The sequence below is a fragment of the Prevotella sp. LCP21S3_D2 genome, from assembly GCF_052118345.1.
In the GTDB taxonomy this organism is placed as follows: Bacteria; Bacteroidota; Bacteroidia; order Bacteroidales; family Bacteroidaceae; genus Prevotella.
In genome coordinates this window covers 321,981-340,006 of the sequence record NZ_JBQKHJ010000001.1, presented here as the reverse complement: position 1 = coordinate 340,006, position 18,026 = coordinate 321,981, and the positions used below count along the sequence as shown (strand labels likewise).

Below are 18,026 nucleotides of genomic sequence, written 5' to 3'. Positions count from 1 at the left end.
TTAGAAGAAAAAGCCGGATTTCTTTTGGTGGTATTCGTATTTTAATGTACCTTTGCACCGGATTTAAATAATTTGAACATTATCTAGAGAATAGATTAGACTATATTATGTGGTTTGATAATTTAATCAACGTGCATTCGGCGGTGCAGGGCATCGTCATTCTTTCATTGATTTGTACTTTGGGTCTTGCCCTGGGCAAGATTCATGTCAAGGGAATCTCCCTCGGCATAGCCTTCGTATTTTTCGTGGGTATCGTGGCGGGTCATCTCGGACTCACCATCGATGAGAACATGCTGGAGTTTGCCGAGAGTTTCGGACTCACCATGTTCGTGTATGTGCTGGGACTCTATGTGGGTCCTAACTTCTTCGGTTCGATGCGCCACGAGGGCATCTCGCTCAATCTCTGGAGCCTGGCTGTCATCGCCGTGGGAACCGTTTTCTCGCTCGCCCTGTGCCTGGTGCTGCCCGTGAGCCTGCCTGATATGGTGGGCATTCTCTGTGGTGCTACTACCAATACGCCGGCTCTGGGTGCTGCCCAGCAGGCCTTGCAGCAGTTGGGATTGCCTAGTGGTGGAGCGGCTTTGGGCTGTGCGGTCACTTATCCCTTGGGAGTGGTGGGTGTCATCCTGGCGATGATGTTCCTGCGCAAGCTCTTCGTCAAGCCGGCTGACCTGGAAATCCGACGTGCCGATGAAGACGACCATACAGCCATCGGACAGTACGTCATCGTGAACCCGGCACTCAATGGCAATACCATCGCCGAAATCTCGATGATGACCCATCGCAAGTTCATCATCTCACGTGTATGGAGAGGAGAGCAGGTGATTGTGCCTCAGGCTGATACGGTTCTCCATACCAATGATAATGTGCTCGTGGTTACCAATAAGGATGAGGTTTCGGCGATGCAGATTCTCTTCGGAAAAAAGGTGAACAAGGAGTGGAATAATGATAAGGTAGACTGGAATGCGATTGATGCAAAGGTGGAAAGCCGCATCATCGTGATGACCCGTCCGGGACTGAACGGCAAGCGACTGGGAAGCCTGCAGATGAGAAAATCCTATGGCGTCAACGTGAGCCGAGTGCTGCGTGGTGATATCCGTCTGCTGGCTACTGATGACCTCCGTCTGCAGTATGGCGACCGTCTGACGGTGGTTGGCGATCCTACGAGTATCGACCATGTAGAGCAGTTCCTGGGAAATGCCGTGAAGACCTTGAACGAGCCTAACCTGGGCGCCATCTTCCTTGGAATCATCCTCGGACTTGCCATCGGAACCATTCCTCTGGACATTCCGGGAATGACGGCTCCGGTACGTCTGGGTATTGCGGGTGGTCCTATCGTGATGGGTATTCTGATTGGTGCGCTAGGACCTCGTGTGCATTTCATCTCTTATATGACCCGTAGTGCGGGCCTGATGCTGAGAGAACTGGGTCTTGCCCTCTATCTCGGTTGTCTGGGCTTGTCGGCAGGTGGACAGTTCTTCGAGACGGTGGTTCGTCCAGAAGGCTTGATGTGGGTAGGCATCGGCTTCCTCATCACGGTAGTGCCTGTAGTTATTGTGGGCCTTATCATCCTGAAGACCAAGAAGTACGACTTCGGAAGCATCTGCGGCATTCTCTGTGGCAGTATGGCGAATCCGATGGCTTTGACTTATGCCAACGAGACGCTGGATGGCGATACGCCTAGCATCAGTTATGCTACGGTTTATCCGCTCGGCATGTTCATCAGAGTGGTGATAGCCCAGGTCATCGTGATGTTCTTTGTCTGAAAGGAAACGGGGTAAACTTTTAGGCACGGCTTTTTAATTTTTTAGGCACGGATTACACGGATTTTTTTATGATACTATAAATACGCTTTATTCACATTAGCGCCATAAATCCGTGTAATCCGTGCCTAAATCAGCTTAATCCGTGCCTAAATCAGATTTAGAAATCAGCCTTTCTTGTTATGGTCATTTTCTTTCCAGTCAATGGGTGCTCGAAGGTTATTTCTTCTGCATGGAGATGCAGTCGGGCTGCCTTCTCGTTGCCGTAGAGCGGATCGCCGAGGATGGGCGCATTCAGTCCTTCCTGATGGGCACAATGCACTCTGAGCTGGTGGGTTCTGCCGGTTTTCGGATAGAGAGCTATTCGGAGATGGGAATCGTCGACAGGTTCCAGTACTTCATACTCCGTGATGGCTTCCTTGCCCAGCTCATGGTCTACAATCTGACGGGGACGGTCCAGATAATCGGGCATTAGAGGAAGCGAGATGATTCCCTTTTCAGGAATAACCTTTCCCGAAATGATGGCAACGTACTTCTTCTGTATCTGATGATTCAGGAACGCTTTCTGCAGCCGATGATAGGCAAACTCTGTCTTGGCTATCATCATCACGCCGCTGGTTGACATGTCCAGGCGATGAACGATTAGCGGACCGGTAGCCTCCGGATATTTGCTGCGCATCAGGGCGTAGACGGAAGGCTGGGCTGCGTCTTTTCCCGGTACAGACAGCAATCCTTCGGGCTTATGGATGACCGCAATTTCTCTATCCTCATAAAGCGTTTCCACCTTATTATAGAGAGAGAGGTCTACGGCAGCCGGTTCGAAGGTGGAAGCTGGCAGCATCCATTGCAATATCGGCTTGCACTTGCCGTTGCAGGCTGGGTAGAAGTGAAGATGATGACGGATTTCCTCCTTCGGACTCTCTCCCCACCAGAACATAGCCATCTGCAAGGGTTTGTAGCCAAGAGAATAAGCATACTGCAGCAGCTTAGGCTCACAGCATTCGCCACTTCCGGCAGGTGGCACCATCTTCAGGGCTGCTATTCTGCTCGTTGCAATAGTGGCTTGCGGATAATCCCTGAGGGCTGCATCTCTGAAAATCTCCAGCAGGTCTTTGCTCTCGCCTTCATGATTCTGCATGCGGAACTGCGAAAACAGCCATTGCTGCAAGGCATCAGATAATGTCTTGCGCAGTTGCTTCAGGCTAAGAATATCCGCCTGATAGGCTTCGTATTCCGTTTCAAGGCTGGTCTTTTCGGAAAGCGATTTCTTGAGTCGGCGTAGTTCTGCCTTCATAAACTGGCTTTCCTTTACCATTTCAGCCTCTTCCTCCGGATTGAGACTTCCTGCTTCCCGTCGGGCATCACGTTTTGCCTTCGCCTTCTTTATCTTTTCCTGATAGGCAGCGATGGTATGCTTCCGCTCTTCCTGCAGTTGCAGGATGAGACCTTTGGCTTCCTTCATGTGGGTGTTGGCTTCCAATTTCCTGATGCTCTGGTTAATGCCGGATATTTCAGCCTCGTGGGTCTTGAAATATCCGTCGGGCTGCAGATAGTCAAAAACGGCAGGCACAAAGTCGTCCCAGTCGCTTCTTCCTCCTATCTGTCCGCTATAGGCGGCAAGATAGCCTATTTTTGGGGCACCTGATGCAGGTTGGGCATTCTCAACGATGAGTACGCCAAACATTTTTCCTTTATCTATCTCCTCTCGCCAGTCTTCACGCTCCGATAGATAGGTTTGCAGCTCCTTGCATACGGCGATGCAAAGAGGATGAGGCTGATAATCGAGCGGATTGTTCATGCGCTCGGGAAAGTCAATGCCTGATAGCAGGGCTTGGTCTATGGAATGAAAAATCATGCTGCAAAGATACAAAAAATCAAGTAGAACTCTTGGTTTATCCACAGAAAAGTCTTAATTTTGCAAAATAAAAATGAAAATTTATGATGAATACTCAAAATAGCAACATATTCTATCACCTGATCGCCTTCCTGACTGTGGCTATATGGGGAACAACATTCGTATCTACCAAGGTATTGATGCTGAACGGGCTGTCGCCTGCCCAGATTTTTACCCTGCGCTTCAGCATCGCCTACATACTGATGCTGGCTTTCAACCATCGCCGGTTTTTTGCCGACTCATGGCAGGATGAGTTAAAGATGGCGTTACTGGGCATTACGGGCGGTTCGCTCTATTTCTGTAGCGAGAACGAGGCGATGAACTTCACCACTACCACCAATACATCGTTGATTGTGTGTTCCTGTCCGCTCTTCGCCACCCTGCTGGTGCGTATGGTCTATAAGGATTCCAACCGCATTCATATCGTCCAGCTGCTGGGTTCTCTTCTGGCATTTGTGGGTATGATCATCGTGGTATTGAACGGCAGGTTTGTGCTCCATCTCTCTCCGGTAGGTGATGCTCTGGCGTTTACGGCTTGCATGTGCTGGGCTATCTATTCGCTCCTGATGAAGTCGGTAACGGGCGATTATAGTGCAGCTTTCATTACGAGAAAGGTTTTCTTCTATGGCGTACTCACCATCTTGCCTTATTATCTCATCATCCCGGGCTTCCCTCCTCTGGAAGTCTTTACCCGTCCGCAGGTTATCGGCAATCTGCTCTTCCTGGGCTGTCTGGCTTCCATGATCTGCTTCCTGACGTGGAACTGGTGCATCTCCAAGCTCGGAACGGTAAAGGCAACCAACTGGGTGTATTTCAATCCGATAACAACGATGATTTTCGCTTCGTGGGTACTTGATGAGCAAATCACCCCTTATTTCCTGGTGGGTGCTGCCTGCATCCTGATGGGTATGTATATTGCCGATAAGAAAACGAGGGGAGAATCATAATCTTCCCGAAAAACCTACCTAAAAGCAAACAGACTTATGACAGAACTGAAAAAATATACCTGGCTATGGCTGATGGGATGCATGATGCTGCTGGCAGCGTGCTCCTCAGAGAAAAAGGAGGATGACTCCTGGTACAGACCCATCGATGAGTTTGTAACCCAGCATCAGCAGATGATGCAAAGCCAGCCCGACTCGATGATTCTGCAAATCAGAAACTTGAAATGCGGAGGCAAGCCGGAACTGGTAGAGCAATGGAAAAGACTGATTGTTGCGAAATGCTGCTATCTGAAAGGCGCCGACCCGGAATGCCAGGCGCTTATCGACTCGGTGAACAGCTATTGCCGTCAGAATCCTGACTTGGAAACCACTTTCAAGATACAGTCGTATGCAGATAACCTTCAAGGCGTGCTGCTGCAGGCTGTGGGCAAGCGGGAACCTGCCCGCACTTATTACATCAGGGCTTATCATGAACTGATGAAGCTAGATAACCATAATGATGCCATCGATATCTGCATCAATATCGCCGATGCTTCCCGACAGTTGGGCAAACTGGCGGATGCTTCCTCATGGTATCGCCGTGCCAATTTTCTGGCAGATTCCCTGGATTTGCATGAGGCGCAGAACAGTATTCTGACAGGATTGGGACAGGTGTATAACGACCTTCGCAACTATCAGTTGGCACATTTCTATTTCCGCAAGGCTGAGCGCCAGTATCCGCCCAAGAATCCTAAGGACGCCCATTTCTTCTACAACAGCTGGGGCAATGTGTATAGCAGTCAGGAAAAGCCCGCCGAGGCATTGAAGTGCTTTCTGAAGGCGCAGAAGGCAGCTCGGCAGATGGGACAGCCTTTCATGACGGCTGTGGTGGATGCCAACCTGGGACAGACCTATCTGGAACTCAACCGTCTGGATTCTGCCCAGAAATATCTGGCTAATACCACGAAGTTCTTCTTCGTGCAACCCAACATGCAGAACGACCTGCAATTCTATATTGATGGCTTGAATGCCGCCCTGGCGCTGAAGCTGAACCGCCTGGACAAGGCTTCGGCGATATTGGGCAAGCCATACGACCTATCGAAGATGTCGCCCAACTACCTTTATCTCTACCACAAGGGATGGGCAGATCTTTATGAGCGAAAGGGACAGTTTGCCAAGGCATTGCAATATCAGAAACTGATGAAGCAATACGATGACTCGCTGCGCAACGCCACGATGGTATCGAATGTGCAGGAGAACGAGCTGCGATTCAAGCAGGATACAGCCATCGTGCGCCGCGACCTGATTCTTCAAAGTACGCAGGCAGAGGCAAAGTCTTCCCGGTTAATCCTGCTCCTGGTCATTGGTTTGCTGGTGGTGGGCGTGTTGGCACTGGTGGTGTTCTATCGCTATAAGTCGTTGCGCCACAAGCATCAGCATCGGGAGGAGATGAACCGCATGATGGCGCTGAAGATGGAGAACGTGCGCAATCGCTTCTCGCCCCACTTTGTGTTCAACGTGCTCAACATCTTTATCTCTAATCTGCCAAAGGGTGTCAACGTGAAGCCGCTGCGCCTTCTGATACAGGTGCTCCGAGCCAATCTGCTTACCTGCGATCAGGTGGCAGTAAGCCTGGAGGATGAGTTGCAGATGGTGATGAGCTATTCTTCTCTTCGCCACGAAACCAATCCGTTGCTTCCGATGCCCCGGTTTGATATTGCCAAGGAGGTTGACATGTCGCTGATGTTGCCTTCTATGATTATTCAGATTCCTGTGGAGAATGCCCTGAAGCATGCTTTCGTGGGAATGGAAGAATCGGGAGAGAAGCCGCTGCTCGATGTGAAAATCTGGGTGGAAGACGGCATGCTCCGCATCGATGTCATCGACAATGGCTGTGGCGGCGTGGGTGCCGTGGCTGGCATGGGCACAAGGAAGACTAATGCTGCGGCAAGCACGGGCACGGGATTGAGAATCCTGAACAGTACCATCGAGATGCTCAATGCCGGAAATGCACGCAAACTGTATTTCAAGATGCAGAGCCGTGCGGGTGCTGCTGATGGCGGAAGTGACCGGCAGAAAGGAACGTGTGTAAGTATCGGAGTACCATGCGAATACGATTATAGTGTATGCCAGTAGATTGTGGGGGAGACTCCTTTCATAAATATGTAAAAATGAAATAATATGCAAACGGATCAAGATAAAATCAAGGTAGTAATAGTGGATGATGAGCCACAGAGCATCCTGAGGTTGGAGAACGATCTGGCTGCCCTGGAAGATTTCGAGGTGATAGCCACTTCCTCTTCGGCGATGTCGGCAAAGACCTTGGTGATGAGCATGCAGCCCGATGTGCTGTTCATCGATGTAGAGATGCCTGGACAGACGGGTTTCGAGGTGTTGCAATCTCTGAGAGATGAGATGCCGATGGATCTCATCGTGGTGTTTTATAGCGCCTTTAATAAGTATATGATAGATGCGCTGCGTGCTTCAGCCTTCGACTTCCTGCTGAAACCATATCAGCAGGAAGAGTTGGAACTGATAGTGGGACGTATTCGTCAGAAGTTGGAAGGGGGAGCTTCCTCTTCTCTTGGTTCTACTGCATCCTCTCCTGAATCCCAACAGAATCCTCAGGATTTATTGGGTTTGAATAGTTTGTTGGGAACATCGGGTAAGCGTCTTGCCGTTCAGACCATTTCGGGGTTGCTGATGGTGAAGCCCGACGAGGTGTTCTGCTGTACATTTGATGAGGATACCCGCCTATGGCATCTAAGGTTGGTCAATGGTCAGATTCATAAATTGAAGAAGCAGACCACGGCGAAGTCTGTTCTCTCCCTGTCTCCTTCGTTGGTTCAGGTCCGTCAGGATTGCATCATCAATCTCGACTACCTCATCAGCATCGAGAACTACACGCTTCGCTGCATCTTCTCTCCTCCTTTCGACCAGGAGAACATCACCGTTTCCCGCCGCTGCTATAAGGCGGTGAAGGAGAAGCTGGAGATATTGTAGAGATATAGGATATGATAGAAAGTAATCATATGATAGAAAGTATTTCCCACCTTAACCGATGAGGGGTATGCCTTCTGGCGCAGTTTCGAGGATATGCTGGCATTATCCAGAATCCCCCTGATGCCAGTGAATACCAATCTGAAGTCGAATGTGCATGGTGCCCTGGGCTATTGGCAAGGCTACGGCTCCAGCTTTTATGAAGTGAGGATTATGGTGGAGGAATGAAGGGGAAAAGGACCTGGTGATTTTTAATGTTTTAGATTCTTTAGGAATCTGATAGACTTATAAAAAGGAAGCGACGAAATGCAGATAATGCGTTTCGTCGTTTTCTTTATCCAAGAATATCTTTACTCCAATATTCTTGCAAATAGTATTTTTTATTCGGTGGTAGCGAATAAAACCTTTTGCTTCCAATTTACTACTAAAAAACTCAGAATACCTTATTTTACAAGTTTTGGGGTCTTCAGAATGCCTTATTTTACATATTTTAGTAAAAGTTAGTGTCCTTCATGGAAGTACAATGTGACTTTTAGGGGAAGTACAGTACATACTCAGAACGAAATCACCTTCTCAAAAGAAAAGGTTCCTCTTAACCCCCAAGAACAACCGCTTGTTAGCCTTAAATGCCCGATAAGCATTTTTGCGGAAATATGGGGGTTGTTTTGTGTTGAAAAAATGTTATCTTTGCATTAATTAATAAGAATATTATATGGAAGATGCAAAGTTAAATGTCATTGTGCTAGGCAATGACCCTCAGTATATTCAGAAGTTTCGCTCAGCGCTGACTTCTATGCAGGCTGCAACATCCAAACGGACTGCCATCCAGACAGTTTCGAAGCTGTTGCTGGTAAAGGCAGAAGATGTGTTTGCCTGCAATTTCGATGAAGAATGTCATCTCTGGAATATGCGGATGGTGGATGGTACTGAGTATAAGCTGAAGAAGCAGACCACGGCGAAGATGATACTGGGCATATCTCCCTACTTTGCTCAGATACGTCAGGACAGAATCATCAATCTTGAATATCTGGCAAGCATCGAGAATTACACCCTCCGCTGTACATTCTATCCTCCTTTCGACCAGGAGGAAGCCTTCATTTCCCGCCGCTGCTATAAGGCGGTGAAGGAGAAGCTGGAGATACTGTGATGATTCAGGGGGTAAAGATATGATTGTTTATTGATGAAAGTGAATAGAATTCAGTACGAGAGTTTATATTATACGAATAAAGTCCGCATGCAATCTGCAAGATTGTCAGCGGACTTTGTTATTAGACCATTTCTTGATTCTGTAATTCTTGTTATTCAGTGATTCCCCAATCCAACAAGCCTTTTCCTTCCTCGTCAAGCTCAATGCCGAGACCAATCACCTTTCGATTGTCAGCCTTAAATGGGTCCAGATATTTGTTTCCTAAAATCTGCTGGATGGCAGCCTTCTTGCCGCCATTGTTTCTCAGCTTCAGCTCTATCACGTAGATGTAGCGGGAAGTTTGTGCGATGAGGTCGATTCTTCCAGTGGCAAGCATGTGCTCCATCTCTACTTTCAGTCCGATGGCATTCAAAATAGTACTGATGATGAGGCGATAGCGCTCTTCCATGTCCATAGAGGCAAGCTTCTTATTGCTGTATGGTACGTCGGCAACGAATGCTTTCAATGTCTTCATGGCATCCGCAATCTGCCCCGTACCCAATTGGCGGAACAGGCTACTTTGCAGACTGATGATATCGCTTTCTGATTGCATGGTCAAGGTTGGCAGCACAACCTCGTAAAGTGCCTGTCTTACTTCCTGGTTTGGAAAACCTAAGAAATAGCCAAATTCATCGCTGCTTTTGATGGTAAGGTATCCCGTCTGATAGAGGAAGAGCTCAGCGCCACCATTTATTACATCAGAACTCTCAAGAGTCTTGCGTAAAATCGGACAATGTTCAAAATTGCGTAATCGCAATTCCATGTTGTCAACAAACTTCGGCAGCATGGAGGTAGCTCCGGATGAAACCCAGAAACAACTCAAGTCTTGCGTATCAAGCGCATTGAGGAGACTGAAAGGATTGTAGACATCCACCATATTTCTGCGACTGAAATGGTAGCCATCGTAGTAATCCTTCAGGTTGTCGTGAGTTTGCTGCAAGGTCCAACCGTTCACTTCTGCCATTCTTTTCAGTTCTGGCTTGAAGTTCTCTCCGATTTCTTCTTCTGTAATACCGCAAATTGCAGCATGTTCTGGAAGGAAACTGATATTGGTCAGGTTGTTGAGTACCGAGAAAAGAGAAATCTGCGTAAACTTGGTAATACCCGTAATGAAGACGAGACGCTGATACGCATCATCGGCTTTCAGAATGGCAAAAACGCTTCTATATACTTCTGTACAACCCTCATGCTCGGGAGTTTTCCACGAGTGTTGGAGAGGAGAGTCGTACTCATCGATAAGAATGGCAACCTTGAGCCCTGTCTGTTTGTATGCCTTTGTGATGATGGCATCGAATCTGTCGGCAAGTTTGGCTGTAGGGTCTGGTATAATGGCATACATTTCCTCGTATTCCTTGAATCGCAGGTTCAGGTATGAACGTAGGGTGGCAGTATTGGCTCCCCCTCGGCTCATGTCAAGTCGAATCACAGGGTGCTGCTTCCATTCCTTCTCCAACTCCATTATTTTCAGTCCTTCGAAGAGATCTTTTCTTCCTTCGAAGTAAGCCTGAAGTGTATCAACAAGCACAGATTTACCGAATCGGCGAGGGCGACTCAAGTAATTATACTGTTTGCCATTGTTCGCCAATTTCCAGATGATGTCACTCTTATATATAGAGATAACCTTCTTCTCTGATTTTATTGAAAGATTGTATGCCTACCGGCAACTTTCTGCATGCATTGTTTGCCATAACGATTTCTCCTATTCCTATCTTTAGCCGCAAAGATACGGCTATTTTTTGAATCATGCAAGTTTTTGGCAATTAAAAAAAAGATGTAAAACTATGCTTGATAAGAGAAAAGACTATAGTGAACTCCGTACATCTTGAAAGTCCTATTATTTATTTTTTATTGCTCTAACAGCCCATGTCGAATAATTGTATCTGTTTGGTAATATTGAACTATAATAAGGGATGGCGGAACGTTCTGTATATAACTCGGCAGGTTTCTGATAGAAATTATATTCAATCTCGTAGTAATCCCAATAACTATATGCTCCAGAACCAAACCCTACGGATTCGGTAGAAGCTGTTCCGTAATTGGTAACCTTATGTAATCTTGGCAGATATATTTGTTTTCCGTTAGGACCAGTGATGAGCAAGCCATAATCAATGATTTCCATTTTGCATTGTGCCAGTTCTTCTACCTGTTCTTTTGTTGGTAAATTACAGTCGCTTCCATATAACTCTTGAATCTTTGCTGTAGAACGATTGGAACTGGTTTCGTCGCCTTCTTCCATAGGATTGGCGGCTCCTAAATTTTTCGTACCCCATTCGCAGCTTAACCCCAAATCAATAAAGTCATTAGTATAGTCGGGCAGTTTTCTCAAGGAACTACTCTGTTTTTCTCCAACAAAAATATTTTGACCTATTGTTATGAAAGGGCAATAGTAAACCGTTGCCTCTGGATTGCAATATACACGAGTACTGTTTGATCCTGAAATAAAATGCAAATCGCTATTATCATCGTAATAACTATTGTTGAACTTCTCTAAAAGCTGTGGACCATTTAGGGCTATAGGCTTTTCTGAATATACAATTGCGGTTCTGAAATCTTCTTTTTTGTTTAGACCTTGTGTGTCTATATCGTAATTTAAGGTTGCTTCTTGAAATGTCTGGTCGGTCAAGTTAGCTGTCATTTTTCCGTTGTAAGAAAGCTCTTTGGTCTTGAAACTACATATTTGTTTTCCTACAAAGTAATATTCGCTAGGTCCAACGAATGTCCTATAATAGTATGTTGTGTTAGGCTTTAAGTATTGTATGGTAGTGTAGATGTTTCTACCTTTGTTTTCACCATAAGCCCTCGTTGTTAGCTCATCTGGTTTTTCGCCATACTCTATCCCGACCGGCAAGTCATATACTTCACCTTCAGGGTAGTTTACATAGCCAACAACATCTACATAAGTCATGCCGGTTTCTTTTGCTGCACCAGTTACGGCAATATCTGAATAATTGTCTATTCCTGTATTAGGATTAGGCATGTCTTTGTTGCTGGAATCATCACTGCTGCAACTGCCAAGGAAGCATAAAAGTAATGCCAATAACGATAAAAATTTAATTGTTTTCATAAAGCTTGTTTTTTAAAATGTTAATATTTTTAGTTTCTTGTATATTAGGATGATTTGTTATGAACCTTTTAGATTTAAACGTTCTAGAAACATTAGATTCTTTGGTCTATTGGCAGCATAGCCTTTGCCTATCTCGCCAATTGCATTGATGCGGAGTTTCTCTAACTCTACCATATCCTCATACTTCTTCTTTGTTTCGTAATCAACATAAGTCTTGACAACCTTTGCCACCTCAGAAAGCAAAGACATGGCATCCTTGTAACATTTGGCTTCAGGATCTACAGAAGATAGAATCGCTACTACAGGAACACTACCCTGCTGAGTAGGATTGGCTGCCCATAAAGCCTTCGCCTTGTTAAGACGAGCCTGGAAATAAGTATCCCGATAGAGCACATATATCCTCATGGCTTCTTTCATGGCAGAATCATAGCCATTGCAGCAGGTAGGAACTACCGCCAGCATAGTCAACGCCTCACCATAATTCTTCATTGCCACCTTCGACTTCACCTCCTTCATGATGATAGGAAGCTGAGAGTCATAGTAATTGATGATTCTCTGCTTCAGTCCTGAAAGGAAAGAAGTTATCTTGGTGTTTCCGCGATTCAACTGTCTGACGGCATTCATGGAAGCCTTGGTATCATTGGTGCCCACACCCTTCACCTCCACGTATGCAGAACTGAACAGTTTCTGATGGTAGATATCCACAAGATACAAGGTGACTCCAAACACATTCACAATCTGAGCGGGAGCCCCACCTTGCACATGTCTGTCCAACTGGTCAAACTTTGCCGTAACGGCAAAATTGGCATTATCCCATCCTACATCCAGTTTCGACTGAGTAACCAATCTCTCCAACTGCGTCTTCAACGTAGAGGCAGTTTCATCCGTTACATGGGCAAAGCCATTGTCTATCACCACAGATATAGGAATACTGCAATCTTGTGCCATCACTCCTTGAGCGGGGAACAGCAAGCAAGAGGCAAGTATATATTTTAAAAGATTCTTTTTCATAATTCACTCGTTTTATTTTTCACCGAAAATTAACACACATCTTCCAAGTCCCTGATTTACCACCTTTACCGGAATATTGTAAGGGGCAGCCTTGAAATATCTAGCCATATTACGGGCAAAAGCATGGGTATCCATTGCCAGTCCCTTATCATTGTAGATAGGAATTCTCACCTGCTCATACTGCAAGGTAAAATCTGTAGCATCCGATTTGTTGAAGCGATGGTTTACACAATTCTCGCTCAGCCAATTATCAATCACTTCATTCAGTTCCAAATCGCCATATTCCTGGGTGAAATCCAGTCCACTACCATTATCGAAACATTTCATGGTGAGAGATACTTCGCGACCATTCGTCAGCATATCATCAAAATGACTTTGCAAGCGCTCACAAAAAACGTCCATGTGATCTTGAACAGCTTCCTCTAACAATACCGGTATTTCGGCAGAGAATGAACCTTTTCCCGTTCCCTCAGCGCCGGCAATCTGCTTATCAGAATAAGCATCAATAGCAGCGAGATTATAAGTGATGGAACTTTTGGGATCCACGGTGTTCACCGTCCAGTCTAATCTTAAAAGAATATCAGCCTTGGCCTGTCTGCGCAATTGGTCAAGAGGCGATTCGGCAATAGAAGAACCTGCCTTGCTCGTGATGAGCGCATCCTCGGCTGCATTACGACTGATACTTTTGATAGTCTGCTGCAAGTCTTTAAGCGTAAAGCCTCTGTCAGCCATCAGATTGCCGATTTTTGTGATAACGGCATTGAGTTGCTTATCCGTAGCGACCGCAGTCTTAAAATCAGATACTTTTTCCTGGGTTCCCTGATTATCAATGGTAAGCATATATCCATGTTCATTACACCAGGCATCGCTTGGCATTACCATCAGGGTAGGCTTCTTAGCCTGTCCGAAAACTGCCGTGAAGGAAAATACCATCAAGGCAACTGCTAAAATATGTCTAACGTTCATAGTTTTTCTTTATAAATGTTCATTACTTATTATATTGTCGGCCTTCAGGCGAGCCTTCAGTTGAGGACGCAGTATTCTGATGGTCATCTCGTAAGAGTAGCCCACCTTATCCTTTGCCCTTGCAGCCGATCCCTTCTTGGTATCACGCAATGAGACGTATTTTTTATAGTCGCCACCATCGGCAAAGAATGTGTTGAAATAGTCTTCATAACGTTCACGAGCATTCGCCTCTGTTACCAAAGGGCGCATGTTGCAACCTGCCACCCCCTCGCGGATACCATCGAAGATAACCGTCCAGACAGCATTCTTCATGGCCTGTTCCTTTGCATCAGCACGGTTTTTGCCATAACCAATGACTCTCAGGGTTTGAGATCCATCAAGTTCAACTCCCATACATTTGATAGAAGTGCGGTTAACCGCAGTCTGTGCCTTTATATTTGTTGCAGAAGGAATCAGTGCTATGACTAACATAAATAATATTGAAATCCATGTTCTCATAATCGTATTCTTTTAAAAATTAGAAACCCGATGACAAAGAGCGCACTACTCCAGCAGTTTCCAAGGTCTTTCGCAAAGTCGCCTTGTTGACCTGCACGATAGCTCCACACTTATAACCCTTTGCCGTCTTTACCCTTTCATAAGAACCAGCGATGATGCTTGCATAGTTCTGGCATTCTCCCGTAGGAGCGAAGAATTCCCTGCAATATTCAGCATGGCTTGCCTCTGTTTCTGCAGATGCCATCGCAGGTTGCCTGGCACCGCTATTGTTGCCAGTGCAACCACGGAACACGATGCCATGAACGGCAGCTCGCTTCAAATCCTGATCATTAGCCGACTTCGCATAGACAAAAACCTTCACCAAGACCATTCCTTCGTTTCCAGATCCAGCTCCAGTAATGTCATACTTCGGCATGTTGTTACTTTTGGCTAATGCAGAAAGTGCTATTGTCAATATTACGAACAACAAACTCAATACTCTTTTCATATGTCTTTAATTTATTTAATTTCCCTTACTAACATTCCTGCAAAAAAGGGTCCTCCGCTAACTTTTTCAAAAGTCGTAAATTTTAGATTTGCCCCTTCTGCCTTTTCTTCTGCTGCCATATATCGATTGTCCCATATTTTTCCTTTTATAGGACGGATTACTCCAATGCGTTTATAATTTATGTGACCTTTGGAATCCTCTACGGTTTCTAATACTTCATAGCGACTGTTCTCTGTAACGCCTTCTTTCATGCCGATTTCACATGTTAAAGGTTGAATATCATAGAGTGGTGCCTTAACTTTAAATACATCAAAGTTCTTTTGTAAACTTGCGATGTTTTCATCCAAAGCCCTTTGGCAAGCTTTTCTTACCATTTGTTGCGGATTATCTTTGTTTATTCCTAAAAAAGATACACTTTTACCGCTACTTTCTTGCATACCTAAATATAGTAAAGAAAAACGCCCTCGGTTGTTTTCAAAATTCTCCTTCTTTTTGTCATCACTGTTTTCTGAATATATGTCTTTGTAAAAGTATGAAGAAATTTCATCGTCCCAGATTAATTGGTACAAGTATGTTTTTATCTTTACGTTAAAGCCTTTGTATGAAGAAATGATAGTTCCTAAATTGTTCTCTTCGCTCACCTCTATTCCATTAAGGGCACCGGCCATTTGGGTAGCGGCACTTACCACGCCTCCTATGATGGAAGAACCTTTGCTTTGATCGATATATCTAATATCATTTATCAAAACAAAAGTGTTACCAATAAGTTCTTCTCCTGCATCTTTTAGGAGTGCGTCTTTACGTACAGAGAGAGCAGCAAGTCTTTTTTCAACTTCAGAAGCATTCTGGTAACCTCGTTCCTGTACCAAGTTCATATTACAGATTCCCGTTGCTTTTTTTCTATTAAACCATTTGGCAATGAGGCGGCTTGCTATAGCTTGTTTTTGTAGGAAAAAATCAAAATCATTCATTAAGGTTTTGTCAGAAGATGCATTAATTTTAAATCCCATGTGTGAATCTAGATTCTTCATCTTCAATTTCCCATCTGCGGTATAAAAGACTTTTTTCCCGATTGAATGGTCATTGTATTTGTCTGGAACTGGCATTTCGTTAAAGACATTCTCGATTTCTTGTGCAAAGCTCAAATCTCGATGTCCTATCATGAAAGAACAGATAGACCCTCTTCGATAGAGAAATACAGAATCTCTTGTTTGTGAAACCGCAACAAGAGATTCTATTGTTAGCAAAAAGAATATAATTTTTCTCATATAAGACGAATTAATAATCCCATTCTTCTTGTAGATTATCGTAAATTCTATCTTCGTTTATAGCAGGGTCAACCCATAATTTGTTCTTTTTCAAATATTTGGTGTTTTCGGAATAAAGTTTGAAATACTCTTTTTCGTTCCCATCTATATTTATTAATTTTATGTCGGCAGGAACTTCAAACTCTGAGTCTGCTACAGTACGTGGCGTGATGGAAGTTACAATACTGGCAATAGCTATTCTGATATCCATATTTATCATGTCGGAATTTGTTTGTGAAACTACGTTGGTTGCAAATTTTAATGGAGCTCCATGTACGCCAGGAATGATTTCTTTATTAACTTCTGGCAAAGATGGATCATTGCTGATAGCATATTCGTTATTTATGATGGTTTTAACTTTCATTCCAGCAGAATCAGTTGAAGCCTCATATTTAACTTTATAAACGGTACATTTGTGTCCCATTATATTCATTGTCTCGCCTGTCTTTTCTACATTTCCCTTGCGCATTTGCTCTAATTGCTGCTGAGCTTGTTTTGTATCTGCAGAACTATAGGTATAATACCCTTTTTTGATATAAGGAAAATAGCAGATAGTCTTGGTCTTTCCTCCTTCTGGAATTGTGATAGTAACAGTGTTGAGGTTACTTGACTTCACGCATATCTTACCTCCCTTAATAATGGTAGTTGCAGTATAGGCACCATTATAAAGTGCAGGATTATTGTCCAGATACTTTTTGGTTACTGCTTTTACAATCATCTTAGCCAAGAGATTTTTTGTTAAAACAGCACTTTTCATTTTCTGGGAATTGAAGATTTTTGCAGTCGTTTCTCCTTCAAAATTATTCAATTCACTTTGAGCTGATACGTTCAATATGCCTAGAATGAAAGGCATAAGAATCAATAAAACTAATTTTTTCATAATTGATGAGTTTAAAAGTTGAACATTTTATTTCTTTTCTATAAATGCACTAGGAATATAGGCGGTGCTGATGAGGCAGACTCCTTCTACTTCTACCACAACCCTCTGCTGGCCTGATACTCTTGCCACCCTGCCTTCTACTCCCTTGAATTCTCCATCTGTCACCCTCACCATGTCGCCACTCTTGAAATGGCAGTTCTCGGGACTCATCACCTTGACGTGACGGTTGTCGGTGGTAGATACCCTGATGAAATTCATCATCGAATCGTATGGTACGATGAGAGGCGGATTCTTTTCTCCTTCTGTTGCCACAAAGTGATTGTAATAATAGCTGAGAAAATGAAGATCGGGCGTATGTTTTACGCAGTTCTCTACAGTTTCCGGACTTGCGTAAACAAAGAGCATGTTGGGAAGATAAGACTCGATGACAAACTTTCGCTTGCCATCCACATACTTAAGGGTACGGTGGAGTGGGAGAAATGCTTCGATACCATAATTAATGAGATAATCATAGGCTTTCAATTCGCGGTGGTAAGTGGCACGCAGTACAAACCATTTTTTACTAGGGTCTAGGGCGTATCTTACCGACACCCCATCAAGTGATTCTCTGGAGGAGACATTGGCGATAAGGCCAACGTTTTGAGACAAAAACTTGTCTCTGCCTGGTGTCACATTAGACAATGTGCTCATATTCTTATTACGCTAAATGCATTAATATTTTCCTACAAATTTAGCGATTTTTTCGATATATTGCAAACGGGTTTTTCGATGATTGGGGTTAAGTGGCGGCTTACGGGTTACAAGCGGTTGTTTATAAGGGGTATATGGCTTTAGTTTTAAAGAGGATGATGGATTTTCTGACTTATGGCAGGGGTGTCATATAGAGTGGCAGGCATACAATCTCATCTTTTCATAGCATCATACATCAGAAAATGCATTTTTCCTTGGTTTTTCTACTGAAAAAACTTACTTTTGCATAATAAATAAAAAATATAATAAGAGGTGGAATGATGTCCTCATCACCCGACTATTCATTAAAAACTTGTT

The 18,026-nt window shown here is 44.5% G+C and carries 16 protein-coding genes; 6 read left to right on the top strand and 10 right to left on the bottom strand.

Going from position 1 to position 18,026, the window contains the following annotated elements; genetic code table 11:
- Nucleotides 1-107: 107 nt before the first annotated feature.
- On the top strand, nt 108-1,766 hold the full coding sequence (locus tag ACTQ16_RS01380; RefSeq protein WP_154480517.1) for a putative transporter: 1,659 nt from the start codon (nt 108-110) through the stop codon (nt 1,764-1,766).
- A 157-nt stretch (nt 1,767-1,923) separates the two neighbouring features.
- On the opposite strand, the gene ACTQ16_RS01375 is transcribed toward ACTQ16_RS01380, so the two are convergent.
- Nucleotides 1,924-3,618, bottom strand: coding sequence for a pseudouridine synthase (locus ACTQ16_RS01375; protein ID WP_441935765.1), 1,695 nt, complete (start codon nt 3,616-3,618; stop codon nt 1,924-1,926).
- Nucleotides 3,619-3,704: 86 nt separating this feature from the next.
- Here ACTQ16_RS01375 and ACTQ16_RS01370 point away from each other — a divergent pair, with 86 nt between their 5' ends.
- The 5 genes from ACTQ16_RS01370 (at nt 3,705) to ACTQ16_RS01350 (ending at nt 8,727) form a co-directional block, all read left to right on the top strand.
- Nucleotides 3,705-4,604 (top strand): DMT family transporter, encoded by a 900-nt coding sequence (locus ACTQ16_RS01370; RefSeq protein WP_294971618.1) that lies wholly within the window; start codon nt 3,705-3,707, stop codon nt 4,602-4,604.
- 36 nt (nt 4,605-4,640) lie between these two features.
- Entirely contained in the window at nt 4,641-6,716 is a 2,076-nt protein-coding gene (locus tag ACTQ16_RS01365) for a histidine kinase (RefSeq protein WP_441935763.1), read from the top strand.
- A 45-nt stretch (nt 6,717-6,761) separates the two neighbouring features.
- Entirely contained in the window at nt 6,762-7,583 is an 822-nt protein-coding gene (locus ACTQ16_RS01360) for a LytR/AlgR family response regulator transcription factor (RefSeq protein WP_441935761.1), read from the top strand.
- A 93-nt stretch (nt 7,584-7,676) separates the two neighbouring features.
- Nucleotides 7,677-7,808: a hypothetical protein gene (locus tag ACTQ16_RS01355; protein WP_441935759.1), complete on the top strand. Its 132-nt coding sequence runs from the start codon at nt 7,677-7,679 to the stop codon at nt 7,806-7,808.
- 484 nt (nt 7,809-8,292) lie between these two features.
- On the top strand, nt 8,293-8,727 hold the full coding sequence (locus ACTQ16_RS01350) for a LytTR family transcriptional regulator DNA-binding domain-containing protein (protein WP_441935758.1): 435 nt from the start codon (nt 8,293-8,295) through the stop codon (nt 8,725-8,727).
- 151 nt (nt 8,728-8,878) lie between these two features.
- Here ACTQ16_RS01350 and ACTQ16_RS01345 read toward each other — a convergent pair whose 3' ends face one another.
- The 9 genes from ACTQ16_RS01345 to ACTQ16_RS01305 form a co-directional block, all read right to left on the bottom strand.
- Entirely contained in the window at nt 8,879-10,351 is a 1,473-nt protein-coding gene (locus tag ACTQ16_RS01345) for an AAA family ATPase (RefSeq protein WP_441935756.1), read from the bottom strand.
- A 249-nt stretch (nt 10,352-10,600) separates the two neighbouring features.
- Nucleotides 10,601-11,830 carry a hypothetical protein gene (locus ACTQ16_RS01340; RefSeq protein ID WP_441935755.1) on the bottom strand — a complete coding sequence of 410 codons (1,230 nt, stop codon included), beginning with the start codon at nt 11,828-11,830 and terminating at the stop codon, nt 10,601-10,603.
- Nucleotides 11,831-11,887: 57 nt separating this feature from the next.
- Nucleotides 11,888-12,778 (bottom strand): hypothetical protein, encoded by an 891-nt coding sequence (locus ACTQ16_RS01335; RefSeq protein ID WP_441935753.1) that lies wholly within the window; start codon nt 12,776-12,778, stop codon nt 11,888-11,890.
- A 75-nt stretch (nt 12,779-12,853) separates the two neighbouring features.
- Nucleotides 12,854-13,807 carry a DUF6175 family protein gene (locus ACTQ16_RS01330; RefSeq protein WP_441935751.1) on the bottom strand — a complete coding sequence of 318 codons (954 nt, stop codon included), beginning with the start codon at nt 13,805-13,807 and terminating at the stop codon, nt 12,854-12,856.
- A gap of 9 nt (nt 13,808-13,816) precedes the next feature.
- Nucleotides 13,817-14,278: a hypothetical protein gene (locus tag ACTQ16_RS01325; RefSeq protein ID WP_441935749.1), complete on the bottom strand. Its 462-nt coding sequence runs from the start codon at nt 14,276-14,278 to the stop codon at nt 13,817-13,819.
- 46 nt (nt 14,279-14,324) lie between these two features.
- On the bottom strand, nt 14,325-14,792 hold the full coding sequence (locus tag ACTQ16_RS01320; RefSeq protein WP_441935747.1) for a hypothetical protein: 468 nt from the start codon (nt 14,790-14,792) through the stop codon (nt 14,325-14,327).
- A gap of 11 nt (nt 14,793-14,803) precedes the next feature.
- Nucleotides 14,804-16,060: a hypothetical protein gene (locus tag ACTQ16_RS01315; RefSeq protein ID WP_441935745.1), complete on the bottom strand. Its 1,257-nt coding sequence runs from the start codon at nt 16,058-16,060 to the stop codon at nt 14,804-14,806.
- A 10-nt stretch (nt 16,061-16,070) separates the two neighbouring features.
- Nucleotides 16,071-16,979 (bottom strand): hypothetical protein, encoded by a 909-nt coding sequence (locus ACTQ16_RS01310; RefSeq protein WP_441935743.1) that lies wholly within the window; start codon nt 16,977-16,979, stop codon nt 16,071-16,073.
- A 27-nt stretch (nt 16,980-17,006) separates the two neighbouring features.
- Complete coding sequence (locus ACTQ16_RS01305; protein ID WP_441935741.1) at nt 17,007-17,669, bottom strand: UpxY family transcription antiterminator; 663 nt, start codon at nt 17,667-17,669, stop codon at nt 17,007-17,009.
- Nucleotides 17,670-18,026: the final 357 nt, after the last annotated feature.